The 26496-nt window shown below is 56.4% G+C and carries 21 protein-coding genes; 13 read left to right on the forward strand and 8 right to left on the reverse strand.

Going from position 1 to position 26496, the window contains the following annotated elements; all coding sequences use genetic code 11:
- Positions 1 to 32: 32 nt before the first annotated feature.
- Positions 33 to 596 (reverse strand): ADP compounds hydrolase NudE, encoded by a 564-nt coding sequence (gene nudE, locus NNN71_RS02070; protein WP_064541497.1) that lies wholly within the window; start codon positions 594 to 596, stop codon positions 33 to 35.
- Between the two features lie 305 nt (positions 597 to 901).
- Here nudE and NNN71_RS02075 point away from each other — a divergent pair, with 305 nt between their 5' ends.
- The 4 genes from NNN71_RS02075 (at position 902) to hslO (ending at position 5099) form a co-directional block, all read left to right on the forward strand.
- Complete coding sequence (locus NNN71_RS02075) at positions 902 to 3049, forward strand: intracellular growth attenuator family protein (protein ID WP_163446706.1); 2148 nt, start codon at positions 902 to 904, stop codon at positions 3047 to 3049.
- Between the two features lie 66 nt (positions 3050 to 3115).
- Positions 3116 to 3793, forward strand: coding sequence for a GMP/IMP nucleotidase (gene yrfG, locus NNN71_RS02080; protein ID WP_163446708.1), 678 nt, complete (start codon positions 3116 to 3118; stop codon positions 3791 to 3793).
- Positions 3794 to 3795: 2 nt separating this feature from the next.
- Positions 3796 to 4197 (forward strand): ribosome-associated heat shock protein Hsp15, encoded by a 402-nt coding sequence (gene hslR / locus NNN71_RS02085; RefSeq protein ID WP_163446710.1) that lies wholly within the window; start codon positions 3796 to 3798, stop codon positions 4195 to 4197.
- 23 nt (positions 4198 to 4220) lie between these two features.
- Complete coding sequence (gene hslO / locus NNN71_RS02090; protein WP_223803753.1) at positions 4221 to 5099, forward strand: Hsp33 family molecular chaperone HslO; 879 nt, start codon at positions 4221 to 4223, stop codon at positions 5097 to 5099.
- Between the two features lie 65 nt (positions 5100 to 5164).
- Here the strand turns inward: hslO and NNN71_RS02095 are convergent, their stop codons facing one another.
- Positions 5165 to 6883 (reverse strand): DUF4153 domain-containing protein, encoded by a 1719-nt coding sequence (locus NNN71_RS02095; protein ID WP_271457749.1) that lies wholly within the window; start codon positions 6881 to 6883, stop codon positions 5165 to 5167.
- A gap of 369 nt (positions 6884 to 7252) precedes the next feature.
- Here NNN71_RS02095 and pckA point away from each other — a divergent pair, with 369 nt between their 5' ends.
- Positions 7253 to 8869, forward strand: coding sequence for a phosphoenolpyruvate carboxykinase (ATP) (gene pckA, locus NNN71_RS02100; RefSeq protein ID WP_064541482.1), 1617 nt, complete (start codon positions 7253 to 7255; stop codon positions 8867 to 8869).
- A gap of 80 nt (positions 8870 to 8949) precedes the next feature.
- Here pckA and envZ read toward each other — a convergent pair whose 3' ends face one another.
- Together envZ and ompR are read right to left on the reverse strand one after the other, a co-directional pair.
- Positions 8950 to 10302: a two-component system sensor histidine kinase EnvZ gene (envZ, locus tag NNN71_RS02105; RefSeq protein WP_163446716.1), complete on the reverse strand. Its 1353-nt coding sequence runs from the start codon at positions 10300 to 10302 to the stop codon at positions 8950 to 8952.
- Positions 10299 to 11018: an osmolarity response regulator transcription factor OmpR gene (ompR, locus tag NNN71_RS02110; protein WP_001157751.1), complete on the reverse strand. Its 720-nt coding sequence runs from the start codon at positions 11016 to 11018 to the stop codon at positions 10299 to 10301. The genes envZ and ompR overlap by 4 nt, the downstream gene beginning before the upstream one ends.
- 230 nt (positions 11019 to 11248) lie before the next feature.
- Between ompR and greB the strand changes: the two genes are divergently transcribed.
- The 5 genes from greB to feoC all read left to right on the forward strand — a co-directional run bounded on the left by greB (position 11249) and on the right by feoC (position 17393).
- Entirely contained in the window at positions 11249 to 11722 is a 474-nt protein-coding gene (greB, locus tag NNN71_RS02115; protein WP_064541476.1) for a transcription elongation factor GreB, read from the forward strand.
- Positions 11723 to 11821: 99 nt separating this feature from the next.
- A complete protein-coding gene (locus NNN71_RS02120) occupies positions 11822 to 14155 on the forward strand; it encodes a Tex family protein (protein WP_163446718.1) in 2334 nt (777 codons plus the stop codon).
- A gap of 417 nt (positions 14156 to 14572) precedes the next feature.
- Entirely contained in the window at positions 14573 to 14800 is a 228-nt protein-coding gene (feoA, locus tag NNN71_RS02125) for a ferrous iron transporter A (RefSeq protein WP_167574905.1), read from the forward strand.
- A gap of 28 nt (positions 14801 to 14828) precedes the next feature.
- Positions 14829 to 17147 (forward strand): Fe(2+) transporter permease subunit FeoB, encoded by a 2319-nt coding sequence (gene feoB / locus NNN71_RS02130; protein WP_167574904.1) that lies wholly within the window; start codon positions 14829 to 14831, stop codon positions 17145 to 17147.
- 9 nt (positions 17148 to 17156) lie between these two features.
- Positions 17157 to 17393 (forward strand): [Fe-S]-dependent transcriptional repressor FeoC, encoded by a 237-nt coding sequence (gene feoC, locus NNN71_RS02135; protein WP_163446722.1) that lies wholly within the window; start codon positions 17157 to 17159, stop codon positions 17391 to 17393.
- Positions 17394 to 17441: 48 nt separating this feature from the next.
- Here feoC and NNN71_RS02140 read toward each other — a convergent pair whose 3' ends face one another.
- On the reverse strand, positions 17442 to 17711 hold the full coding sequence (locus tag NNN71_RS02140) for a YdgH/BhsA/McbA-like domain containing protein (RefSeq protein ID WP_064541463.1): 270 nt from the start codon (positions 17709 to 17711) through the stop codon (positions 17442 to 17444).
- Between the two features lie 114 nt (positions 17712 to 17825).
- The gene (gene bioH, locus NNN71_RS02145; RefSeq protein WP_271457750.1) at positions 17826 to 18602 is read right to left on the reverse strand and encodes a pimeloyl-ACP methyl ester esterase BioH; all 777 of its coding nucleotides are present in this window, start codon (positions 18600 to 18602) and stop codon (positions 17826 to 17828) included.
- 37 nt (positions 18603 to 18639) lie between these two features.
- Here bioH and gntX point away from each other — a divergent pair, with 37 nt between their 5' ends.
- The 3 genes from gntX to gntT all read left to right on the forward strand — a co-directional run bounded on the left by gntX (position 18640) and on the right by gntT (position 21657).
- Positions 18640 to 19314, forward strand: coding sequence for a DNA utilization protein GntX (gene gntX / locus NNN71_RS02150; protein ID WP_271457751.1), 675 nt, complete (start codon positions 18640 to 18642; stop codon positions 19312 to 19314).
- Positions 19315 to 19372: 58 nt separating this feature from the next.
- Positions 19373 to 19948, forward strand: coding sequence for a Fe-S biogenesis protein NfuA (gene nfuA, locus NNN71_RS02155; protein WP_064541454.1), 576 nt, complete (start codon positions 19373 to 19375; stop codon positions 19946 to 19948).
- A gap of 392 nt (positions 19949 to 20340) precedes the next feature.
- Positions 20341 to 21657: a gluconate transporter gene (gntT, locus tag NNN71_RS02160; RefSeq protein ID WP_163446728.1), complete on the forward strand. Its 1317-nt coding sequence runs from the start codon at positions 20341 to 20343 to the stop codon at positions 21655 to 21657.
- A 67-nt stretch (positions 21658 to 21724) separates the two neighbouring features.
- Here the strand turns inward: gntT and malQ are convergent, their stop codons facing one another.
- Complete coding sequence (gene malQ / locus NNN71_RS02165) at positions 21725 to 23809, reverse strand: 4-alpha-glucanotransferase (RefSeq protein ID WP_167574901.1); 2085 nt, start codon at positions 23807 to 23809, stop codon at positions 21725 to 21727.
- Between the two features lie 10 nt (positions 23810 to 23819).
- Complete coding sequence (malP, locus tag NNN71_RS02170) at positions 23820 to 26210, reverse strand: maltodextrin phosphorylase (RefSeq protein ID WP_223803749.1); 2391 nt, start codon at positions 26208 to 26210, stop codon at positions 23820 to 23822.
- Between the last annotated feature and the right edge of the window lie 286 nt (positions 26211 to 26496).

Genomic DNA, 26496 nt, shown 5'->3' on the forward strand with positions numbered 1-26496 from the left:
GACGAATAAAAAAGGCGCCGCTGGCGCCTTTTTTATGACAATCTGCCCTGGGCCTTCAGCCACTCTCGTAGCAGGAACAGCGCGCTGACGTTACGCGCTTCGTTAAAGTCAGGATCGTCGAGCAGATCCATCAGGTTAGCCAGCGGCCAGCGTACCTGCGGCAGCGGTTCCGGCTCATCACCCGGCAGCGATTCTGGATACAGATTTTCCGCCACCACGATGTTCATTTTGCTGGAGAAGTAAGATGGCGCCATGCTCAGTTTTTTCAGAAACGTTAGCTCATGCGCGCCAAAACCCACCTCTTCTTTCAGCTCACGGTTTGCCGCCTGCATCACCGTTTCGCCTGGGTCAATCAGTCCTTTGGAAAAGCCCAGCTCGTAGGATTCGGTACCCACCGCGTATTCACGAATCAGAATAATATGGTCGTCGACAATCGGCACAATCATGACCGCTTCACGTGAGGACGGTTTCATACGTTCATAAACGCGACGAACGCCGTTGCTGAATTCCAGGTCAACGCTTTCCACATTAAACAGGCGAGATTGCGCCACGGTTTCAACATGCAGGATGGTAGGTTTCTGTAATGATTTGCTCATTGGGCCGGGTCTTTGCAGTGGTGACTTTTATCATTGTGCGATAGCGATGAGGTTCCGGCAATGTATAAAGCGTTTTATTTACATCATTGCAACCTTTATCCACCCATCTCTCATTTCTGGATAAATGTCAAGAGCTTGAATTGCAATTGAGAATTTACTGATACTCGTCAGAGGATGGGTTTGTTATGCTTACGTTTTGCGAGAGTCTATAAACTCTTTATAGTACCTCTGTAATACGTGCCGATGGTTTATAAGAAAAGCGGGCGACTCAAGAGACCTCTAAGAAAAAGTATGATGGGAAAAGCATGGGCACATTGATGATCTTTACCGTAGCGATACTGATCTGCGCCGTGCTGGTCGGTTGGCTCTTGCGTAAAAGAACAAAACGCCTTCAATTACCGTGGCTGCACCTTTTTCCGGGCGCAACCACGCGGAAACTGACCGATGAAGAGCGCCAGGGCGTTGAAAACTATCTGGGCGATCTGAACCGCGATTTGCAGGTTCCGGCGTCCGGCTCAACGATCGCGCCAACGGCGCTGACGCTCAATGCGCAAAGCGGGACCGTGTTCACGCTGACTCGCGCGATCACGCGCTACGGTATTACCACCGACGACCCGAATAAATGGCGCTATTTCCTCGACTCCGTGGAAGTACACCTGCCGCCGTTCTGGGAACAACATATTACCGATGAAAACAGCATTGAGCTTATCGTCACCGACGATATGCCACTGGTCATCGGGCTCAACGGCCATTCACTTAAGTCCTACTCGCAAGAGAGCCATAATTTCGCGCTGGAGTCGACCACATCAACGCAAGCCTCCATTCGTGGTGAAGAAAGCGAACAAATTGAACTGCTTAACATTCGCCAGGAAACCCATGAGGAACACGCGCTAAGCCGCCCCGACGGGCTGCGCGAAGCGCTGCTCATTGCCGCGGCGTTTTTGCTGTTTTACTGCAGCCTGATTGCCCCGTCGGTGTTTACTCCGTGGGTACTGGGCGGTGCGGTGCTGCTGCTCGCGGGCGGGCTATGGGGACTGTTTGCTCCTCCCACCAAATCCTCTCTGCGCGAGATCCACTGCCTGCGCGGCACCCCCAAGCGTTGGGGCCTGTTTGGCGAAAACGATCAGGAACAGATCAACAACATCTCACTCGGCATTATCGACCTCATCTACCCACGTCACTGGCAGCCTTTTGTGGCACAGGATCTGGGGCAGAAAACGGATATCGATATCTACCTCGACCGACACGTTGTCCGTCAGGGGCGTTTCCTCTCGCTGCATGATGAAGTCAAAAACTTTCCTCTACAGCACTGGCTGCGCAGCGCAGTCATCGCTGGCGGCGCGTTGCTGGTGGCGGTCATGATGTGGGTGAGCGTGCCGCTGAATATGCCGTTTAAGTTTACGATTTCATGGCTGAAAGGCGCGCAAACCGTAGAAGCCAAAGACGTTCGCCAGTTGACGCAGGCAGGCGTACGCGTAGGCGACACGCTGCAACTGAGCGGCATCGGGATGTGCAACATTCACTCACCCGGTACGTGGACGGCACAGGAAAGTTCGCCGTTCCTGCCATTCGACTGCTCGCAGATTATCTGGAACGATGCGCCGCGTCTGCCGCTGCCTGAATCCGAAACCGTCAGTAAAGCCACCGCGCTGGTACAAGCGGTCAATCGTCAACTGCATCCTTCTGCGGACGATGATTCCCGCGTCAGCCCCGCGCTGCGTTCCGCCATTCAGAAATCCGGGATGGTCCTGCTGGATGACTTCGCCGATATTGTGCTGAAAACGAAAGATCTGTGCTCAGCTGCCGACGACTGCGTGCGGCTGAAGAATGCGCTGGTCAACCTTGGCAACACCCGCGACTGGGATGCGCTGGTGAAGCGCGCCAACTCCGGTAAGCTCGACGGCGTTAACGTCCTGCTGCGCCCGGTCAGCGCCGAATCGCTGGATAACCTGGTAGAGACCTCCACCGCCCCGTTTATTCTGCGCGAAACCGCGCGCGCGGCGCAGGCGCTCAACAGCCCGGCGCCGGGCGGTTTCCTCATCACCAGCGATGAAGGCAGCGACTTTGTGACCCAGCCGTACCCAACCACCAGCCTGTACGACTACCCTGCACGCGAGCAGTGGAACGAGTTCCAGCGTCTGGCGGGTATGCTGATGCACACCCCGTTCCACGCCGAAGGTATCGTGACAAATCTCTATACCGATGCCAACGGCACCCAGCACATCAACCTGCACCGCATGCCGGACAGCAGCGGGTTGTGGCACTATCTGGCCACCACGCTGCTGATGCTGGCAATGATTGTCTGCACAATTTACAACGGCATTCAGGCGCTGCGCCGCTACCATCGCCATCGGGAACGCCTGACCGAAATCCAGAAATACTACGAAAGCTGCATCAATCCGGTTCTGCTTTCGTCACCGGATGACTTTAAGTCCGATTTCCCGACCCACTAGCCGCCTCACCCGTCGCGACAGAGTTATGTTACTCTGTCGCGCATTTCTTCCGTCTGGAGACTCAGCATGCATTTCGACATCGCCTGGCAAGAGGTTGATACCGTACTTCTGGACATGGACGGCACGCTCCTCGACCTCGCCTTCGACAGCTATTTCTGGCAAAAGCTGGTACCGGAAACCTACGGCGCTAAGCATGGCATCAGCGTACAGGCGGCGCAGGAAGCCATCCGCCAGGAGTACCACGCGGTGCAACATACGCTAAACTGGTACTGTCTGGACTACTGGAGCGAGCGACTGGGTCTGGATATCTGCTCGATGACCAGCGAGCAGGGGCCGCGCGCGGTGCTGCGTGATGATACCGTCCCCTTCCTGAATGCGCTGAAAGCCAGTGGCAAACGCCGTATCTTGCTGACTAACGCACATCCACACAACCTGGCGGTGAAGCTGGAACACACGGGTCTCGACGCACACCTTGATTTATTACTTTCCACCCATACATTTGGTTATCCGAAAGAGGATCAGCGGTTATGGCAGGCTGTGGCGGAAAAGACGGGACTGAAAGCCGAACGCACGCTGTTCATCGACGATAGCGAGGCGATTCTGGATGCCGCCGCACGCTTTGGGATTCGCTATTGCCTCGGCGTCACTAACCCCGATTCGGGCATGGCGGAAAAAGCGTATCTGCGTCATCCCGCACTTAACGATTACCGTCGTCTGATCCCCTCACTGCACGTGAAGGAGTGACCATGAAAGAGAAGCCCACTGACGGCGTCAGGCTGGATAAGTGGCTCTGGGCCGCGCGTTTTTATAAGACCCGCGCCCTGGCACGCGAAATGATTGAAGGCGGTAAAGTTCATTATAACGGGCAGCGTTCCAAGCCCAGTAAAGTTGTCGAACTGAACGCCCAATTGACGCTACGTCAGGGAAATGACGAACGCACCGTAGTGGTGAAAGCCATTACCGAGCAGCGCCGCCCCGCGACGGAGGCCGTCACCCTGTATGAAGAGACGGCGGAAAGTATAGAAAAGCGCGAAAAAGTCGCTCTGGCGCGCAAGCTAAATGCGCTGACCATGCCGCATCCGGACAGAAGGCCGGATAAAAAAGAGCGGCGCGACCTGATGAGATTTAAATACGGCGACAGTGAATAACTGCCACCCCAAGAGAGAATATTATGACTCAACACGATCAATTACATCGCTATCTGTTTGAAAACTATGCCGTACGTGGCGAACTGGTCACCGTATCCGAAACGCTCGAACAGATTCTGGCAGGCCACAACTACCCGCAGCCGGTGAAAAACGTGCTGGCGGAGTTGCTGGTTGCCACCAGCCTGCTGACCGCGACGCTGAAGTTTGAAGGCGATATTACCGTTCAGCTGCAGGGCGATGGCCCGATGACGCTGGCGGTGATTAACGGTAACAACCACCAGCAGCTGCGCGGCGTAGCCCGTGTACAGGGTGAGATCCCAGCGGATGCCGACCTGAAAACACTGATCGGCAACGGCTATCTGGTGATTACCATTACCCCAGCCGAAGGTGAACGTTATCAGGGCGTGGTCGGTCTGGAAGGCGATACGCTGGCGGCATGCCTGGAAGATTACTTCCAGCGTTCCGAACAGCTGCCTACTCGTCTGATTATCCGTACCGGAGAGTCTGAGGGTAAACCAGCCGCAGGCGGTATGTTATTGCAGGTGATGCCCGCGCAGAACGCCCAGGCGGACGATTTCGACCATCTGGCGGCACTGACCGACACCATCAAGGCCGAAGAGCTGTTCACGCTGCCGGCCAACGATGTGCTGTGGCGTTTGTACCACGAAGAAGAGGTGACGCTGTACGACCCCCAGGGCGTAGAGTTCAAGTGCACCTGTTCTCGCGAACGCTGTGCAGGCGCGCTGAAAACGCTGCCGGATGAAGAGATCAACAGCATTCTGGAAGAAGAAGGCGAGATCGATATGCACTGCGACTACTGCGGTAGCCACTACGTGTTTAACGCGATGGATATCTCCGAGATTCGTAATAACGCTTCTCCGGCGGATCCGCAGGTGCATTAATTCTGCCGTTCGGGACGTAGGCCTGATGCGCGTAGCGCTATCAGGCCTACTCTGATCGAATAAGTTTAGCGCCGATACTCCAGCACCACCGTTTCATCCCCCAGCGTCATATCCTGCCACGCCTTCGGCTTCGCGCCCACTTTGCCCTCTTCCGCCGCCCGTAGCAGCTTCTCTTTATTTACCCCCGCAGGCAGCGTTGCGCTGGCTTTAAACTCCCAGCCTTTTGCCCCCTGACCAAACACCAGCACGGTGCGATCGCCAAACGCGTACAGGACCTGTTCCGGCTGGCCGTCACCGTTAAGATCCTGACTGACCAGCACGCAGCTATCGACGTCGCTGCAGGATTCCACCAGATAGCGGCGTTCTATAATCGCAGCCCACAGCGCGGCGTCCGGTGACTGGCTGCCAGGCGCCACGACGACGTTTTTCGCCAGCATCGGCGGCGTCAGTTTTTCTGTCGGAGTGAGATCGCCATTGAGCAGCCGCGTCAGTTGCCTCTGTCGCCTGGCGTCCTGGGTAAATTCCGGATCTTTTTGCAGTATAAGCAGCGCTTCACGTCCCGGTTTACCGCTGTGTGAAAGCATATACAGACTGACCTGATCGGCGTTAATTTTGCCCTCATGATAGCGCGCCATATGGCTATTCACGCTAATGCGCCAGCTGTCGAGAACCGGCGTATAGAGCAGTACCAGCAGCGCCAGCGCCAGTAGCGAGACCACCAGATGCACCTGGCCCATCAGCGGCGAAGGATCTTCCCGGCGGCGCAGCAGACTCAGCACATAGCCCAGCGACCAGACCAGCAAGACCACCACCACCAGCGTGCCGTGCAGGCGCTCCGACGTCCAGCCGTACTGCCCGATTCTCATCCACAGCGCCCAACCGGCAATCGCCGCATACACCGGCGTAAGCACCATCGCCGTAATGATGAGATAGCGCAGCGGCCGTGGATAGCTCAATTGCGACTGCTGCGGCTGCCAAACCATCGCCGTCAGCAACAGCTGACTCAGCGCTAAGGTGATCAGCAGCAGCGCGGCGGACACGCGCTGCGAAATCACCGTCAGCCCGGTAAACGCCAACGTCACGAGGAACAAAATAGCCAGCAGCGAAACCAACGGCAGCAGGCCAGTGGCAAGCAGAGTCAGCAGCTTATGAATGGCGCTCACCAGCCGCACGTTCTGCCGCGCCAGAATCACCGTCAGCGCCGTTACCAGGCCAATAACGAGGTAAATAAACCATTCCGTCTCAAAGAACAGATGAGAGAAGAAGGTAATATTCGCCAGCTCAAACAGCCCGCTCCACAGCAGGAAGATGAGCCAGACCAGACCATTAGCGACGCCAATCAGCAGCAGCGTCAGCGCGTTCTGCCACTGTTGGTCATAGAAATGCACATAGCGATAGCTTCCCGGATGGGGGTGGAGCTGAAACTGTATCCACGGCAAAATCATCAGCGCCATCAACAGTAAACACCAACCATAACGGAACAGGGCATCGTACTGCCGCCATGAATCATCGCCGTTGAGGTTGCTTTTCAGCCATCCGCTCATGGCGAGGACGACCGCCAGAATAACGGCCAGCCAGCCCCACAGCGCGCGCTGGCGAAACGAGATGACGCTAAACAGCAGCACAGAAGATAATGCCAGGCTGCCGGGCAATCCATAAAATATCCACCAACTATGGTGAGGAATAAGCTCAGTCACCAGCAGGTAGCACAGCAACCCTTGTACCAGGCCGGTTAGCACCATGCCCCAGCGGGTTGGCGAGGAAAGCGGTGTCACAGTATCCATATCAGTGTCCCTGCTTCAGGATAGGGTAAATAGAGTATCTCATTGAACGAAACAGAACCGAAATACGCTGTATCGACAGGCGAGGTGAATCGATTTTTGTTCTGAAAGCATTACGTAATTTTCTTTCATAAATGCGATTAAATTCACATTTACGCTGTCAATTAAACCATTTTGTAACCATTTAAGAACATTCGTGCCAAATACGCGGTGTTTCCTGTCATAATCCCTGTCGCTTCGTGACAGGAGTCACAATGTTTTCGTAAGTAAGACGTTTGTCGGGATACGTAAATCTATGAGCCTGGTCGCGGTCAACACCCCTAAAATACCCATAGAATTTATGGTAGTACATATTGGCTAAGGAGCAGTGAAATGCGCAACGGTATAACCCCGCAGGACCTCAAGGCTTATGGTATTAACGACGTACAGGATATCGTCTACAACCCCGATTACGATACATTGTATCAAGAAGAACTCGATCCTAACCTGGAAGGTTATGAGCGTGGTGTACTGACGAACCTGGGAGCAATTTCTGTCGACACCGGTATCTTTACCGGCCGTTCTCCAAAGGACAAATACATTGTTCGCGATGACACAACCCGCGACACCGTGTGGTGGTCTGATAAGGGCAACGGAAAAAATGACAATAAGCCTCTGTCACCTGAAATCTGGCAACATCTGAAAGGCCTGGTGTCAGAACAGCTGTCCGGCAAACGTCTGTTTATCATTGACGCCTTCTGTGGCGCTAATGAAGACACCCGTCTGTCCGTCCGTTTTATCACCGAGGTGGCCTGGCAGGCGCACTTCGTCAAAAACATGTTTATTCGCCCAACCGATGAAGAGCTGAAGACGTTTAAACCTGACTTTATCGTTATGAACGGCGCGAAGTGCACCAATCCGCAGTGGAAAGAACAGGGTCTCAACTCGGAAAACTTCATCGCGTTTAACCTGACGGAACGTATCCAGCTGATTGGCGGGACCTGGTACGGCGGCGAAATGAAAAAAGGTATGTTCTCCATCATGAACTACCTGCTGCCGCTGCAGGGCATTGCATCCATGCACTGTTCCGCGAACGTTGGCGAGAAAGGCGATGTGGCCGTGTTCTTCGGCCTCTCCGGCACCGGGAAAACCACCCTGTCTACCGACCCGAAACGTCGTCTGATTGGCGATGACGAACACGGCTGGGATGACGACGGCGTGTTTAACTTTGAAGGCGGCTGCTACGCCAAAACCATTAAGCTGTCGGAAGCGGCTGAGCCGGATATCTACCACGCCATTCGCCGCGACGCGCTGCTGGAAAACGTGGTGGTGCGTGAGGACGGCAGTATCGACTTCGACGATGGCTCAAAAACCGAAAACACCCGCGTTTCCTACCCGATTTATCACATCGATAATATCGTCAAGCCGGTGTCAAAAGCGGGCCACGCGACCAAAGTTATCTTCCTGACTGCCGATGCGTTCGGCGTACTGCCGCCGGTTTCGCGCCTCACCGCCGACCAGACGCAGTACCACTTCCTGTCTGGCTTCACCGCGAAGCTGGCGGGTACCGAGCGCGGCGTCACCGAACCGACGCCAACCTTCTCCGCCTGTTTCGGCGCGGCGTTCCTGTCGCTGCACCCAACGCAGTATGCGGAAGTGCTGGTGAAACGCATGCAGGCGGCGGGCGCTCAGGCCTACCTGGTGAACACCGGCTGGAACGGCACCGGCAAACGTATCTCCATCCAGAATACGCGCGCCATCATTGATGCCATCCTCGACGGTTCGCTGGATAACGCCGAAACCTTCACCCTGCCGATGTTTAACCTGCAGATCCCAACCGCGCTGCCGGGCGTCGACACCCACATCCTCGATCCGCGTAATACCTACGGTTCGCCGGAGCAGTGGCAGGAGAAGGCCGAAACGCTGGCGAAATTGTTCAAAGAGAACTTTGAGAAATACACCGACACGCCAGCTGGCGCCGCGCTGGTCAGCGCAGGGCCGCAGCTGTAAGTACCGTTGAATAGCCCGGTGGCGCGATGCTTACCGGGCCTACAAACAAAAACCGCCGGGGTTTCCCCAGCGGTTTTTTTTTAGCTTTCTTTGCTGCCCGATGGCATCTGGCCTGCCGGTATTGGCAGCCAGGCGCGAATCAACAGCCCACCCCGCTCACTGGTGTCTAACTCCAGCAGCCCGTTGTGGTTATCAATGATGCGCTGCACAATCGCCAGCCCCAGCCCTGTTCCACTGATGGTACGGGCGCTATCGCCACGCACAAACGGCTGGAACAGATGCTTACGCTGCTCGGGCTTGATGCCCGGGCCGTCATCTTCCACCTGGAACCAAGCGCGATGCGCTTCACGACCGCTGCTGACTTTAATCCAGCCGTTACCATAACGGGCCGCGTTCACCACCATATTGGCCAGCGCGCGCTTGATGGACAGCGGATGCACACGCACCGGGATATCGCCATCCAGCAGGTTGGTGGCGATTTCACGCTCGTAGCCGCTTTCCGCTGCAATCACCTCACCGAGAACGGTGTTGAGATCGATAAACTCCAGCGGCATCTCCTGACCGGTACGCAGGTAATCAATAAACTGCTCGATGATGGCGTTGCACTCTTCGATATCTTTATTGATTGATTCCGCCAGATACCCGTCCTGCTCGCCCATCATCTCGGTTGCCAGACGAATACGCGTGAGCGGCGTACGCAGATCGTGACTGACGCCCGCCATGAGCAGCGTACGGTCATCCGACAGCTGCTTCACGCCAGCGGCCATATGGTTAAAGGCCCGGGTCACCGAACGCACCTCCGACGCGCCATACTCGCGCAGCGGCGGCGGAATAATCCCTTTACCGACCTGAAGCGCCGCGTGCTCCAGGTCGACCAGGGGTCGGTTCTGGATGCGGATAAACAGCCATGCGCCGCCTATCGCCAGCAGCATAATCGCCAGGGTGTAACGAAACAGTGGGGAGAAGTCTCCCTGATGGATCTCGGTCAGCGGCACGCGCACCCAGATATTGGGCGACAGCCAGGTCTTCAACCACACCACCGGGGAGCTTTTATTGACTTCGACGCGCACCTCGGTCGGCCCGCCGAGCTGCTGAGCCATCTGCTGACTCAGAAACTCATAGTGCTGCGCCCAGCGCAGGCCAGCCTCTTCTGCGGCTTCATCGGAATAGAGCGAAATGCCCAGTTCGCGATAGATCTCGCGGCGAAACGCCGGCGGCACGACCAGCTGCGTGCCGTCCTCCAACTGCAGTTTATCGGTCATCAGCATACGCACTTCGTAGGCTAAGACTTTATTAAACTGCTGCAGGCTGGGCAGAATCGCGAAATTCAACACCACCAGATAGGTTGTCACTAGGCTGACGAACAGCAAGGTGACAATCAGCAATAACGTGCGGGCAAATGAACTTCGTGGCGAGAAGCGCAGTCGCCTCATGCTTTAGAGCCGTCCGGGACAAACACGTAGCCCAGACCCCATACGGTCTGAATATAGCGCGGGTGCGCCGGATCTTCTTCCACCATACGACGCAGGCGGGAGATCTGCACGTCGATGGAACGTTCCATCGCCGAGTATTCACGACCACGCGCCAGGTTCATCAGCTTGTCACGAGACAGCGGCTCGCGCGGGTGGCTCACCAGCGCTTTCAGCACCGCAAACTCACCGCTGGTCAGCGGCATCGGCTCGTCTTCACGGAACATTTCGCGGGTACCGAGGTTCAGCTTGAACTTACCAAAGGCAATAACCGCTTCTTCCTGAGAAGGCGCGCCCGGCAGTTCGTTCGCCTGACGGCGCAGCACGGCACGGATACGGGCCAGCAGTTCACGCGGGTTGAACGGTTTCGGAATGTAGTCGTCGGCGCCGATTTCCAGGCCCACGATACGGTCAACTTCTTCCCCTTTCGCCGTCACCATAATGATCGGCATCGGGTTGCTTTGGCTGCGCAGGCGGCGGCAGATGGAGAGGCCATCTTCACCCGGCAGCATGAGATCCAACACCATCAGATGGAAGGATTCACGGGTCAGCAATCTGTCCATCTGTTCGGCGTTAGCCACGCTTCGAACCTGGAAACCCTGCTCGGTCAGATAACGCTCCAGTAACGCGCGCAGGCGCATGTCGTCATCCACAACAAGAATCTTATAATTCTCTTGCATTGTTTTTACTCCCAAAGGTTCGCAACAATTAATCAGCATGTATTCTCAAAAAAGCCTGCGCTTGCGACCAGCTAAATCTGGTATAAATTCCAGGCTAAATTGTTACAAAGCATATTTAACAGCGAGTTAAGTATACAATGAATCTTAATACACATTATTTATTCTGTCGGTATGCTCACGTAATACGTATTGTGCGCAATATTTCCTCGGCAGCCAGGTAAGCACGTAAGATGAAAACACCGTTGATCACCCGTGAAGGGTACGAAAAGCTCAAACAAGAGATGGATTATCTCTGGCGCGAAGAGCGCCCGGAGGTCACCAAAAAAGTGACCTGGGCCGCGAGCCTTGGCGATCGCAGTGAAAACGCTGACTACCAGTATAATAAAAAACGCTTAAGGGAGATTGACCGCCGCGTTCGTTATTTAACCAAGTGTCTGGAAAATCTGCGCATCGTCGATTACTCACCGCAGCAGGAAGGCAAAGTCTTTTTTGGCGCGTGGGTGGAGATTGAAAACGACGACGGAGATACCAAGCGTTTTCGCATTGTCGGCTATGACGAGATTTTTGGCCGCAAGGACTACATTTCGATCGACTCGCCAATGGCCCGTGCGCTATTGAAAAAAGAGGTCGGCGATCTCGCGGTCGTCAACACGCCAGCGGGTGAGGCCAGCTGGTATGTAAATGCGATCGATTACGTAAAATAACGCCGGAACAATCCGAAGCCCCCGCTGATGACTGGCATTTTTGCCAGTCAATCCGTATAACTGTCCCCTGATTTTATGACCTAACAGTGAAACCAAGCCATGATGAATGATTCGCTCTGCCGCATTATTGCGGGTGAACTTCAGGCCAGAGCCGAACAGGTGGAAGCCGCCGTTCGCCTGCTTGATGAAGGGAACACCGTGCCGTTTATTGCACGTTATCGTAAGGAAATCACCGGCGGACTGGATGACACGCAACTGCGTAATCTGGAAACTCGCCTGGGGTATTTGCGTGAGCTGGAAGACCGTCGTCAGGTCATTCTGAAATCCATCGGTGAGCAGGGCAAGCTGACCGAAGCGCTGGAAAAAGCCATCAACGGCACGCTCAACAAGACCGAGCTGGAAGACCTCTACTTACCGTATAAACAGAAGCGCCGCACCCGCGGGCAAATTGCCATTGAAGCGGGTCTCGAGCCGCTGGCCGATCTGCTGTGGAGCGAACCGTCTCACGACCCGGAAACCGAGGCGGCGAAATTTATCGATGCCGATAAGGGCATCGCGGATACCAAAGCAGCCCTCGACGGCGCGCGCTATATCCTGATGGAACGCTTCGCGGAAGATGCCGGCCTGCTGGCGAAAGTGCGTGACTACCTGTGGAAGAACGCCCACCTGGTGGCCAAAGTGGTCAGCGGTAAGGAAGAAGAAGGCGCGAAGTTCCGCGACTACTTCGACCATCACGAACCGATTTCAACCACCCCTTCTCACCGCGCGCTGGCGATGTTCCGCGGGCGCAACGAAGGTATTCTGCAACTCTCGCTCAACGCCGATCCGCAGTTCGACGAGCCGCCGAAAGAGAGCCACTGCGAACAGATTATTATCGACCACCTCGGCCTGCGCCTGAACAACGCCCCGGCGGATAGCTGGCGCAAAGGCGTGGTCAGCTGGACCTGGCGCATCAAAGTGCTGATGCACCTTGAAACCGAGCTGATGGGCACCGTGCGCGAACGCGCGGAAGATGAAGCCATTAACGTCTTCGCCCGTAACCTCCACGATCTGCTGATGGCTGCACCGGCCGGCCTGCGCGCCACCATGGGCCTCGACCCTGGTCTGCGTACCGGCGTGAAGGTGGCGGTGGTGGACGGCACCGGCAAGCTGGTGGCGACGGATACCATCTACCCGCACACCGGGCAGGCGGCGAAAGCGGCGGTCGCCGTGGCGGCGCTGTGCGAAAAACACAACGTGGAGCTGGTGGCGATCGGCAACGGTACCGCCTCACGCGAAACCGAGCGTTTCTTCCTCGATGTGCAGAAACAGTTCCCGCAAGTCACCGCGCAGAAGGTGATCGTCAGCGAAGCAGGCGCTTCGGTGTATTCCGCTTCCGAACTGGCGGCGCAGGAATTCCCGGATCTCGACGTTTCCCTGCGCGGCGCGGTGTCTATCGCCCGTCGTCTGCAGGACCCACTGGCCGAGCTGGTGAAAATCGACCCGAAATCCATCGGTGTGGGCCAGTACCAGCATGACGTCAGCCAGACGCAGCTGGCGCGTAAGCTGGATGCGGTGGTGGAAGACTGCGTTAACGCCGTTGGCGTAGACTTGAACACCGCCTCCGTGCCGCTGCTGACCCGCGTCGCGGGCCTGACGCGCATGATGGCGCAGAACATCGTCGCCTGGCGCGATGAGAATGGCCAGTTCCAGAACCGCCAGCAGTTGCTGAAGGTAAGTCGTCTGGGGCCGAAAGCGTTCGAGCAATGCGCGGGCTTCCTGCGCATCAACCACGGCGATAACCCGCTGGACGCTTCCACCGTGCACCCGGAAGCCTACCCGGTGGTTGAACGCATTCTGGCGGCCACTCAGCAGGCGCTGAAAGATCTGATGGGCAACAGCAGTGAACTTCGCGGCCTGAAAGCCTCTGAGTTTACCGACGAACGTTTTGGCGTACCGACCGTCACCGACATCATCAAAGAGCTGGAAAAACCGGGCCGCGACCCGCGTCCGGAATTTAAAACCGCGAAGTTCGCCGATGGCGTCGAAACCATGAACGACCTGCTGCCGGGAATGATCCTCGAAGGCGCGGTGACCAACGTCACCAACTTTGGCGCCTTTGTCGATATCGGCGTGCACCAGGACGGCCTGGTGCATATCTCCTCGCTGGCGGATAAATTCGTCGAAGACCCGCACACCGTGGTGAAAGCAGGCGATATCGTCAAGGTGAAGGTGCTGGAGGTCGATTTGCAGCGTAAACGTATCGCCCTGACCATGCGTCTGGATGAGCAGCCGGGTGAAACCAACGCCCGTCGTGGCGGCGGTAATGACCGTCCGCAGAACAGCGGACGTCCAGCGGCGAAAGCGGCCAAGCCGCGCGGCCGCGAAGCTCAGCCTGCCGGTAACAGCGCCATGATGGACGCTTTAGCCGCAGCAATGGGTAAAAAACGCTAATCGATAAACGCCTTATCCAGCCTGCATGGGGGATAAGGCGTTTTACACCACCAGCCGTGACGCATTCGCTTCGCGCCTTATCTCGCCCTCAGTAATTAATATTTTCGCGCAACTTTTAATAATAAACCGCATCACGTTTTATTTTATTAACCAATGAAACCTTAATTAAACATTAAGCGATGTAAATATCGGTTAATTGATTTATCGCTACAATGCGTTGCTTGAGTAATATCAAAAAAAGTGCAAATAGTGCGCAAAACTCCCACCAACCGCATATTATGTATTGATGATAAAAACCATTCTCATTATCATCATTTGCAGTGCATTTTATTCTTTATTCGTTGACGATGCCCTTGCCGCCATCTGGCCGCACGCGGGCACTCCCTCGTCCAGCTAGCGATAAAATAAGTAGGTTCTATGCAATTTACACCGGATACTGCGTGGAAGATTGTTGGTTTCTCCCGCGAAATTAGCCCAGCCTATCGGCAGAAACTCCTCTCATTGGGCATGCTGCCTGGCTCATCATTCCATGTCGTTCGCGTTGCGCCCTTGGGTGACCCCATTCATATTGAAACCCGTCGCGTAAGCCTGGTACTGCGTAAAAAAGATCTCGCGCTAATCGAATTAGAACCTGTCGCGCAATGACTTCAGCCCGGTAATAAGAGTCTGAAAAATGAAAAAATTAACCATCGGTCTAATTGGTAATCCTAATTCCGGCAAGACAACCTTATTCAATCAGCTGACCGGCGCGCGCCAGCGCGTAGGCAACTGGGCGGGTGTGACGGTTGAACGTAAAGAAGGCTCTTTCGCCACCACCGATCATCAGGTCACCCTTGTCGACCTGCCGGGCACCTACTCGCTGACCACTATCTCGTCACAAACCTCGCTGGATGAACAAATCGCCTGCCACTACATTCTCAGCGGCGATGCCGACCTGCTGATTAACGTGGTCGACGCCTCCAACCTGGAACGTAACCTGTATTTGACGCTGCAATTACTCGAGCTGGGCATTCCGTGCGTGGTCGCGCTGAACATGCTGGATATCGCCGAGAAGCAGCAGATTCGCATCGATGTCGACGCCCTTTCCGCTCGTCTCGGCTGCCCGGTGGTACCGCTGGTATCGACCCGCGCCCGCGGCATTGAAGCGCTGAAAATGGCGATTGATCGCCACAAGGGCAATCAGCCGCTGGAGCTGGTGCACTACCCGCAGCCGCTGCTGCGTGAAGCCGATAATCTGGCCAAAGAGATGGCGCAGGACATTCCGGAGCGCCAGCGCCATTGGCTGGGTATGCAGATGCTGGAAGGCGATATCTACAGCCGCGCCTACGCCGGCGATGCGGCGCATAAGCTGGACGTTTCACTGGCGCACCTGAGCGAAGAGCTGGACGATCCCGCTCTGCATATCGCCGACGCTCGCTACCAGAGCATCGCCGCTATCTGCGACGCCGTCAGCAATACGCTGACCGCCGAACCAAGCCGTTTTACCGCCGCGCTGGATAAAATCGTCCTCAACCGCGTGCTGGGGCTGCCGGTCTTTCTGTTCGTGATGTACCTGATGTTCCTGCTGGCGATTAACATCGGCGGTGCCTTACAGCCCATCTTCGACGGCGGCTCGGTAGCGCTCTTTATTCATGGTATTCAGTGGATTGGCTACACCCTGCACTTCCCGGACTGGCTGACCGTATTCCTGGCGCAGGGGCTTGGCGGCGGTATCAACACCGTTCTGCCGCTGGTGCCGCAAATCGGCATGATGTACCTGTTCCTCTCATTCCTTGAGGACTCCGGCTATATGGCCCGCGCCGCCTTCGTCATGGACCGCCTGATGCAGGCGCTTGGTCTGCCGGGGAAATCTTTTGTGCCGCTGATCGTCGGCTTCGGCTGTAACGTGCCGTCGGTGATGGGCGCCCGTACGTTGGATGCCCCGCGTGAACGCCTGATGACCATTATGATGGCACCGTTTATGTCCTGTGGCGCGCGTCTGGCTATCTTCGCGGTCTTCGCCGCGGCCTTCTTCGGCCAGGGCGGCGCACTGGTGGTCTTCTCGCTCTATGTGTTGGGGATCGTTATCGCCATCCTCACCGGCCTGATGCTCAAATACACCATCATGCGTGGCGAAGCCTCGCCGTTCGTCATGGAACTGCCGGTCTACCACGTACCGCACATCAAAAGCCTGTTCATCCAGACCTGGCAGCGCCTGAAAGGCTTCGTGCTGCGTGCCGGTAAAGTTATCGTGATTGTCAGTATTTTCCTGAGCGCACTGAACAGCTTCTCGTTCAGCGGCAAGATCGTCGACAACATCAACGACTCGGCGCTGGCCTCTGTCAGCCGCGCGATTACGCCAGTGTTTAAACCAATTGGCGTGCATGAAGATAACTGGCAAGCCACCGTCGGCCTGTTTACCGGGGCGATGGCGAAAGAAGTGGTGGTGGGGACGCTGAACACTCTCTACACCGCTGAAGACATCCAGAACGAAGCGTTCAACCCACAGGAATTCCATCTCGGTGATGAACTGCTGGGCGCGCTCGATGAAACCTGGCAAGGCCTGAAAGACACCTTCAGCCTCAGCGTACTGGCCAACCCCATCGAAGCCAGCAAAGGCGATGGCGAGATGGAAACCGGCGCAATGGGCGTGATGGGCAGCAAATTCGGCAGCGCGGCGGCAGCGTACAGCTACCTGATTTTCGTGTTGCTCTACATTCCATGCATTTCGGTAATGGGGGCGATTGCCCGTGAATCGAGCCGTGGCTGGATGACGTTCTCCATTCTGTGGGGGCTGAATATCGCCTACTCGCTGTCCACGCTCTACTACCAGACAGTCAGCTTCAGCCAGCATCCACGCTACAGCCTGGTGTGCATTCTGGCGGTGATTCTGTTCAACATTGTGGTGCTCGGTCTGCTACGCCGCGCCCGTAGCCGGGTGGATGTCTCCCTGCTGGCGACGCGCAAAACGCCGACGTCCTGCTGCTCCAGCCCGGCTGGCGATTGCCACTAAGGAGCGATGATGGCGTCATTGATCGAAATACGCGACACGCTGGCCCTGCAAGGACGCATGGAAGCCTCACAGCTCAGCGCCCAACTGCATACGCCGCAAGCGTTAGTTGACGCCATGCTGAGCCGCTTAGAAGCGATGGGAAAAGTGGTGAAAATTCAGGAAGACGCTGATGGTTGCCTGAGCGGTAGCTGCAAAAGCTGCCCTGAAGGCAAAGCGTGCCTGCGTGAGTGGTGGGCGCTACGTTAAGAGGTTATCCCCGACGCTGTCAGCAGCGTCGGGAGTAAAAGGCAAAACTTACTTGTAGACGTCCGCATTACCGTGGACGGTTTTTTCGTTTTTCCCACCCGCAATAATCACATAATACTTACCACCCAGCTCATCCGCCTTTTTCGACAGATCGCGCTTCGCATCCATTGGCGAAGTAGTACGCGAGGTGGTGATGTTGCCGATTTTCGTCAGCTTAAGCTTGGCAACATCTTCCTTCTGGATCTCTTTAGCAGCAAACGCACCAAACGACAGGGAGCCAATCACCAGAGATGCAACAATACCTGTAACAAATTTCATAGCCTCTACTCTCCTTAGGGTTGTTATTTGCGCTGCGCGGGTGCGCGAAATAATCACCTGCCGCAACAGCTTAAGTATTGCTATGAATATCTGTTTTACCACGTCCGCACAGAATTATTTCTCAATTTGCTTTTTCAATGCCACCAAGGGTGCGCAAAACGCCTGCGGATGAGAGATAAACGGCGCATGGGCCGCTTTGTCAAAAATGAGCGATTCGCTCCGCGGCCACAGCGCATCCAGCTGCGGGACAATCTTGCGCGGCACCAGGCCATCGAGTCGGCCATACAGGCGCAGGAACGGTAAATCCAGCGCCGTCAGCGGCTCGCGTAAATCCGCGGTTTTGAGGATCTCCAGGCCGCCGTTGAGCACCTCAGACGACGGCATCGGCAGCAATAACACCGCTTGTTTCAGCGCACGAGCATCCTGTCGGGCACTTTCGGTGCCTAAGGTTTGCAACGCCAGGAAACGTTCAACGGTACGCTGAAAATCTTCGCTCAACTGCTGCTGAAAGCCGCTGAGCACTTCCGGCTTAATGCCCGGCCACTCATCCTGCGCGCTAAAGCAAGGAGACGACGCCACGGTAACCAATGCCTGCACGCGCGTCGGGTGGTTCAAGGCAATCTGGCTCGCCACCAGCCCTCCCAGGCTCCAGCCCAGCCAGATGGCCCGTTCAGGGGCATTTTCCAGCACCTTCTCCGCCATCGCTTCCAGCGTCATGGCACCCCATTCGCCGCTACGTCCGTAACCCGGCAGGTCGACCAGGTGCAGCGTAAAATGCGCGCTCAATTCCGGCGTGATGCAATCCCAGACCTGTGCATTCAGCCCCCATCCGTGCAGCAGCACAAGATGACAATTTCCTTCGCCCGTGGTTTGCCACCAGATGTCGTTCATCAGCTATCGTTCTCGTTTCTTCGCTTAAGGAGGGATTATGCTAACAGTCCACGGCGCGTGCTGGCTATGCCAAATGCCGCTGGCGCTGCCTGCGTGGGGCATCTGTTCGCGCTGCGCCAAAACGCTGTTTGCGCAAGGGAGCCATTGTCCGCAGTGCGGCCTGCCGGCAGAAAACGTCAGAATCCCCTGCGGACGCTGCCTGCAAAAACCGCCGCCATGGCAGCGGCTGGTGGCGATTAACGACTATCGTCCTCCGCTCAGTCAGTTAATCCACCGCTTCAAGTTCAGCGGTAACCCAGAGCTGGCATCCACGCTGGCGCGTCTACTGTTGCTGGCCGTTCGTCAACGAACCGACCTACCCGCTCCTGTGCAGCTTATCAGCGTTCCGTTGTGGCAACGCCGTCACTGGCGGCGAGGCTATAATCAAAGCGAGCTGCTCTGTCGTGCGCTGGCACACTGGTTACACGCCGATTATCAGCCCCGGGCTCTTACGCGTATTCGCCCAACGGCGACCCAGCATCAGCTCAGCGCCCGGTTGCGCAAGCACAACCTGAAAAATGCTTTCCAGCTTGAATTATCCATACGTGGGCGCCATATGGTGATTGTGGATGATGTGGTCACGACGGGGAGTACCGTGGCTGAAATTTCCCGCCTGCTTTTGCGAAACGGCGCGGCGAGCGTTCAGGTATGGTGTCTGTGCCGCACCTTGTAGACCCCCAGCGATGGGCGTATTATAACCAACTAAAGTAGTCAACTATTAGGTCAAAGCTATGATCCGTATTTCCGATACTGCGCAAGCGCACTTTGCCAAACTTCTGCAAAATCAGGAAGAAGGGACACAAATCCGCGTATTTGTGATTAACCCTGGTACGCCTAACGCAGAATGCGGCGTTTCTTACTGCCCGCCGGATGCGGTGGAAGCAAGTGATACAGCCCTGAAATTTGAACAGCTCACCGCCTATGTCGACGAGCTGAGCGCTCCGTATCTGGAAGATGCGGAAATCGATTTTGTCACCGACCAGCTCGGCTCTCAGCTGACGCTGAAAGCACCGAACGCCAAAATGCGCAAAGTGTCCGACGACGCCCCGCTGATGGAGCGCGTGGAGTACATGCTGCAATCACAGGTTAACCCGCAGCTCGCCGGCCACGGTGGTCGCGTGTCGCTGATGGAAATCACCGAAGATGGCTATGCCATTCTGCAATTTGGCGGCGGTTGTAACGGCTGCTCAATGATCGATGTCACCCTGAAAGATGGCATTGAAAAGCAGCTGCTGGCCGAGTTCCCGGACCTGAAAGGCGTACGCGATCTGACCGAACACCAGCGCGGCGAGCACTCTTACTACTAAGATGTTCCGCGATCGTCCCGGGCGAGGCGCTTACGCCGACCCCGGGGATTTTCTCTGCTCTCCGGCTGCACAATCTTTCGCCATAGCGTAATGTTACCGCGCAACATTCCTCGCAAATTTCCGCTCGAAAAACGGCAATAACCCTACCAATTATTTGACTACCGTCGCAGATTTCACATTTCAATGCACAGGGTTATTCTCAACCTCCACATGTTACCCGTATCATCGCAACACACACCACCGCGTTAAATAAATAGCCAGCTATCCTTTGTCTGAGTCATACAACAGACGGTGGCGTGAAGAAGTCAGTACCTATTCCCTCTGTAGGGACAATTGGAAGTTGTCGCAACAACAGTGACGTTACCCATAACAAATTAAAGGCTGGATAAGTTATGCCATTAATCATCGTAGCTATCGGGGTTATCCTCTTATTACTGCTGATGATCCGTTTCAAAATGAACGGGTTTATCGCTCTGGTGCTGGTGGCGTTAGCCGTCGGCTTAATGCAGGGCATGCCGCTGGACAAAGTGATCGTGTCGATTAAAAACGGCGTCGGCGGCACCCTTGGCAGCCTGGCGCTGATTATGGGCTTTGGCGCCATGCTCGGCAAAATGCTGGCCGACTGCGGCGGCGCGCAGCGTATTGCCACCACGCTTATCGACAAATTTGGCCGCAAGTACATTCAGTGGGCGGTCGTACTGACCGGTTTCACCGTCGGCTTCGCGCTGTTCTACGAAGTGGGCTTCGTGCTGCTGCTGCCGCTGGTCTTCACCATTGCCGCCAACGCGCGTATTCCGCTGCTGTACGTCGGCGTGCCGATGGCTGCCGCGCTCTCGGTGACCCATGGCTTCCTGCCTCCGCACCCCGGCCCGACTGCTATCGCCACCATCTTCCACGCAGACATGGGTAAAACCCTGCTGTACGGCACCCTGCTGGCGATTCCGACCGTCATTCTGGCGGGCCCGGTTTACGCACGCTGCCTGAAAAGCATCGACAAGCCGATCCCGGAAGGTCTGCACAACCCGAAAACCTTCACCGATGAAGAGATGCCGTCCTTTGGCGTGAGCGTCTGGACCTCTCTGGTGCCGGTTATCCTGATGGCGATGCGCGCCGTGGCTGAGATGGTGCTGCCGAAAGGCCACGCGCTGCTGCCTGCCGCTGAGTTCTTCGGTGACCCGGTGATGGCAACGCTGATCGCCGTGCTGATCGCTATCTTCACCTTCGGTCTGAACCGTGGCCGCTCAATGGATGACATCAACGATACGCTGATCTCCTCCATTAAAATCATTGCCATGATGCTGCTGATCATCGGCGGCGGCGGTGCCTTCAAGCAGGTGCTGGTCGACTCCGGCGTAGATAAGTACATCGCGTCTATCATGCACGAGTCCAACGTATCTCCGCTGTTTATGGCATGGTCTATCGCTGCCGTTCTGCGTATCGCGCTGGGCTCCGCGACCGTTGCCGCCATCACCGCGGGCGGTATTGCCGCTCCGCTGATTGCCACCACCGGCGTGAGCCCGGAGCTGATGGTTATCGCGGTAGGTTCCGGTTCCGTCATCTTCTCCCACGTGAACGATCCAGGCTTCTGGCTGTTCAAGGAGTACTTCAACCTGACCATCGGTGAGACCATCAAGTCCTGGTCAATGCTGGAAACCATTATCTCGGTTTGCGGTCTGGTCGGTTGTCTGCTGCTGGGGATGGTGGTGTAACACCACGAAATCTCGAAATAAAACGCCGGGGCTTTCCCCGGCGTTTTTTTATGGCTAGATATGATGGTTACTTCTTCTTGCTCGCCGCTTTCCGGCGCTTATCCAAATCTTTAATCAGCTTGTTCACACTCTCATCGGCAAACATCGCCTCCAGCGTTGTCGTAAGCTTGCGTCGCCAGTTCGGATACTCGGTGCTGGTGCCGGGAATATTGACCGGCGCGGACATCTGCAGCCAGTCTTCCGGCTGTAGGCCCAGCAGCGCGCTGTTGCTGTCCGCGATATAACGCTGCATGCCGCGGCTCAGGGTTGAAGTCATCGACATCAGCGACGCCTTATGCCCTGCACGTTTAGGCAGCGCGCCATATTTATGCAGCGCGTCGAGCAGCCCCTGCTTCGCCAGTTCACGGTCCTGATACAGCCCACGCAATACGTCTGCGTCCGGGTAGAGACCCAACGCATTGCCCAGCGTCAGATCGCCGCTTTCCCAGTAACCGCGCAGCGTCGGCAGGTCATGGGTCGTGGCCACGGCCATTGACTGCTCCGGATAAGCTTTCGGCGCACGGAACGTCTTCTCACTGTCGTTCTCAAAATAGAGCACTTTGTACGAGTAGACGCCGCTCTTACGCAGCTTGCCGACGATTTCCACCGGCACCGTCCCCAGATCTTCGCCAATGACCATGCAGCGATGACGTTTACTTTCCAGCGCCAGAATCGACAGCAGTGCATCCACCGGATACTGCACGTAAGCACCGTGATCGGCAGTTTCGCCGTACGGAATCCACCACAGGCGCAGCACGGACATCACGTGGTCGATACGCAGCGCGCCGCAGTTTTTCATGTTGGCGCGCAGCAGCTCGATAAACGGTTCATAAGCACGCGCGGCGATGATATGCGGATCCATCGGCGGCAGGCCCCAGTTCTGCCCCAGCGGCCCAAGGATATCCGGCGGCGCGCCGACGGAGGCCTTCAGGCAGTAGAGTTCACGGTCACACCAGGTTTCGGCTCCGCCTTCAGCCACACCTACCGCCAGGTCGCGGTAGAGGCCAATCGGCATGGCGTCGCGCTGGCTGGTTTCCCAGCACTCGGCAAACTGGGTGTAGGCCAGCCACTGTAGCCAAAGGTAGAAATCGACTTCGTCGGCATGCTGTTGACAAAATGCGTGCACTTCCGGGCTTTCGATATTCTGATACGCCTTCGGCCAGGCCGGCCAGCCCCAGCGCAGCTTATCTTCTTTCACCTGATGAGCGTGCAGCGCGTCAAACGCCGCCTGCCAGTACAGGCTTTCGCCCTCTTTATCAACAAAGTAACGGAAGGCCGCCATCGGCTCGTCGTGACGTTTGGCAAAGCGTTTCCACGCCATACGCAGGGCCGTCATTTTCAGCTCGGTGACCGCGGTGTAGTCCACCTGCTCGACGTCGCGCGCGGCCTTCAGCTTCTGCTGAGTCGCCGGCAGTTTCCACCACGCCTGCGCCTCGTCGCTCAGTCTGAAGTCTTCCACCGCGTTAACGTCGATATAGATAACGTTCATCCAGCGACGCGACGACGGGCTGTACGGGCTCGCGCTCTCCGGGTTAGCCGGATAAAGCGCATGAATCGGGTTGAGGCCGATAAACGCGCCGCCACGCTTCGCCACTTCCGGCAGCATCGCCTTCAGATCGCCGAAGTCGCCAATACCCCAGTTCTTTTCCGAACGCAGGGTGTAGAGCTGCACGCAGGCGCCCCACAGCTTTTTCGCCTCTTGCAGCGGCTGTGGTTCATAGCAGCGTTCCGGCGCAATAATCACCCGGCAGTGCCAGCGCTGATCGTCCTGAGTCAACGTTAAGGAGTGATACCCCTCCGGCAGACGCGTCGGCAGGCTGAGATTTTTCCCGCCCGTCGCCTTGCCGTGATGCTGCTGGCCCTCTTCGGTGGTGAGGATCCAGCTAAACTCGCCGCTGCCGGAAACCGGCAGCGCCATTTTCTTACCGTACGTCAGAACCATCACGTTCGGTATCGGCGTCGCCGCGACCGAAGCGGTCGCGGGACGATGCATTGCGTCAAGCAAGCGCCGTTTGGTGTCTGCGCCGATAGACTGCGGCTTGCCGTGCGCATTGATATAGTCAGGGCTAATGCCTGCCGCCAGCGCGGCATTATCGAGGCGTTTGCTTTCCATAGGCCAGTCCTTAGCGTTTTGCCTGCCAGATACGTTTTTGGTAATCGCGAATCGAACGATCGGAGCTGAACATGCCGCAGCGCGCGGTGTTCAGAATGGCCGCACGCGTCCAGGCTTCCTGGTCACGATAAAGCACGTCCACCTGCTTCTGCGCTTCCACATAGGCGGCAAAGTCGGCCATCACCAGGTACGGGTCGCCGCCCTCTTTGCCGATGCTGTGCAGCATCTGGTCGAAGGCATGCTTGTCGCCGTCGCTGTACTTGCCGCTTTCCAGCTCTTTCAGCACCGCGTCCAGCAGCTTATCGGCTTTACGCCATTTCAGCGGATCGTAACCTTTGGCTTTGAGTTCTTTCACCTGCTCGACGGTATGGCCGAAGATGAAGATGTTTTCAGAACCGACCTTCTCGGCGATTTCTACGTTCGCACCGTCCAGCGTACCAACGGTCAGCGCGCCGTTCAGCGCCAGCTTCATGTTGCCGGTGCCGGAGGCCTCTTTACCGGCCGTGGAAATCTGCTCAGAAACGTCCGCCGCCGGAATCAGCATCTCTGCCGCCGACACGCAGTAATCCGGCAGGAAGACCACTTTCAGCTTATCGCCCACCTGCGGATCGTTATTGATCGCCTCAGCCACTTTGTTGATCGCAAAGATAATATTCTTCGCCAGGTAGTAGCCCGGCGCCGCTTTCGCCCCGAACAGGAACACGCGCGGTACGCGGTCAGCCTGCGGGTTTTCGCGAATCTCTTTGTACAGCGCCAGAATGTGCAGCAGGTTCAGGTGCTGACGTTTGTATTCGTGCAGACGTTTGATTTGAATATCAAAAATCGCGTTGCTTGAAATCTCAATCCCGGTACGGGCCTTGATGAATTTCACCAGGCGCTCTTTGTTCGCCAGCTTGATGTCACGATACTGCTGACGGAACTTCGCATCGTCGGCGTATTTTTCCAGATTAATCAGCTGGTCGAGATCGTTAGCCCACTCTTTTTTCAGCGATTTATCCAGCAGCGCGGCCAGAGCCGGGTTGCACTGTTTGATCCAGCGACGCGGCGTGATGCCGTTGGTGACGTTGTGGAAACGGGTCGGCCACAGCTGATGGTATTCCGGGAACAGATCCTTCACCACCAGGTCAGAGTGCAGCGCCGCCACGCCGTTAACCGCAAAGCCGCTCACTACGCACATGTTCGCCATGCGCACCTGCTTGTTGTGCACCACGGCCAGCTTCGCCCAGACGGCTTCATCGCCCGGCCAGGTCGCATCAACCAGCTTCTTAAAGCGGTCGTTAATCTCTTTGATGATCTGCATGTGACGCGGCAGCAGCGCTTTCACCAGCTTCTCATCCCAGCACTCCAGCGCTTCTGGCATCAGGGTGTGGTTGGTGTAAGCGAAGGTTTTGCTGGTGATAGCCCAGGCGTCATCCCAGCTCAGTTGGTGCTCGTCAATCAGCACGCGCAGCAGTTCCGGAATGGCGATGGTCGGGTGAGTATCGTTCAACTGGATGACTTCGAAATCGGCCAGTTCGTGCAGCTTACGACCCGCCAGATGGTGGCGACGCAGAATATCGGCCACCGAGCAGGCGCACTGGAAGTACTGCTGCATCAGGCGCAGTTTTTTACCTGCGGTATGGTTGTCGTTCGGGTAGAGCACTTTCGTCAGTTTTTCGGCGTCAATGCCCTGCTGCTCAGCGCGCAGGAAATCGCCGTCGTTGAATTTGGTCAGGTTGAACGGGTGCGCATGTTTCGCCTGCCACAGACGCAGCGGCTGCGCGACGCCGTTACGATAGCCCAGCACCGGCAGATCCCAGGCTTCACCGGTAATCGTGAAGGCAGGCTGCCATTCGCCTTTGACCACTTTACCGCCAATGCCCACCTGCACATCCAGCGCAGCGTTGTGGCGGAACCACGGGTAGCTTCCGCGCTGCCAGTCATCCGGCGCTTCCATCTGCTGGCCATCGGCAAACGACTGGCGGAACAGACCGTACTGGTAGTTCAGACCATAGCCGGTGGCGGACTGGCCAACGGTCGCCATGGAGTCGAGGAAGCACGCCGCCAGACGCCCCAAACCACCGTTGCCCAGCGCCGGGTCAGTCTCTTCTTCCAGCAGGTCAGTCAGGTTGATGTTGTAGGCCTTCAGCGCTTCACTCACCCCTTCATACCAGCCGAGGTTGAGCAGGTTGTTACCGGTCAGGCGGCCAATCAGGAACTCCATGGAGATGTAGTTCACGTGACGCTGATCTTTTGCTGGCTTCGCTACCGGCTGCGCCGACAGCTGTTCAGCCAGCGCGCCGCTCACAGCCTGCCACCACTGATGAGACGTCATTTCGGAAGCGGCCTGCAGGCCAAAACGCTGCCACTGACGCGTCAGGGCAGCCTGGAATGAATCGTGATTAAAAGTAGGCTGTGACATAGTGAAATCGAATCCTTTTTACATAAACGTTAGCGGTAGTTTGCCTGGCTGAATGCGCGACTTCCTCATCCTGTCCAGGATTAGGCGGGGAGGAGTCGCAGGGATGAGCGAAAAGTGTGATCGCCGCCACTATAACGTTAGCGACTGGCGGCAGTTTTGCGCGTTTTTCAGCCGGTTCAGCACGTCCTTTTTTCAGAATTCAGTCTCTGGGATTATGCCCGTGAGATCTTCGCGCCAGCTCATAAAATGAAATACTGTTTCGCAGTAAATATGTAAATAAGGAAAC

This window comes from Kluyvera sp. Awk 3 (genome assembly GCF_028069715.1).
Classification (GTDB): Bacteria; Pseudomonadota; Gammaproteobacteria; order Enterobacterales; family Enterobacteriaceae; genus Kluyvera; species Kluyvera georgiana_A.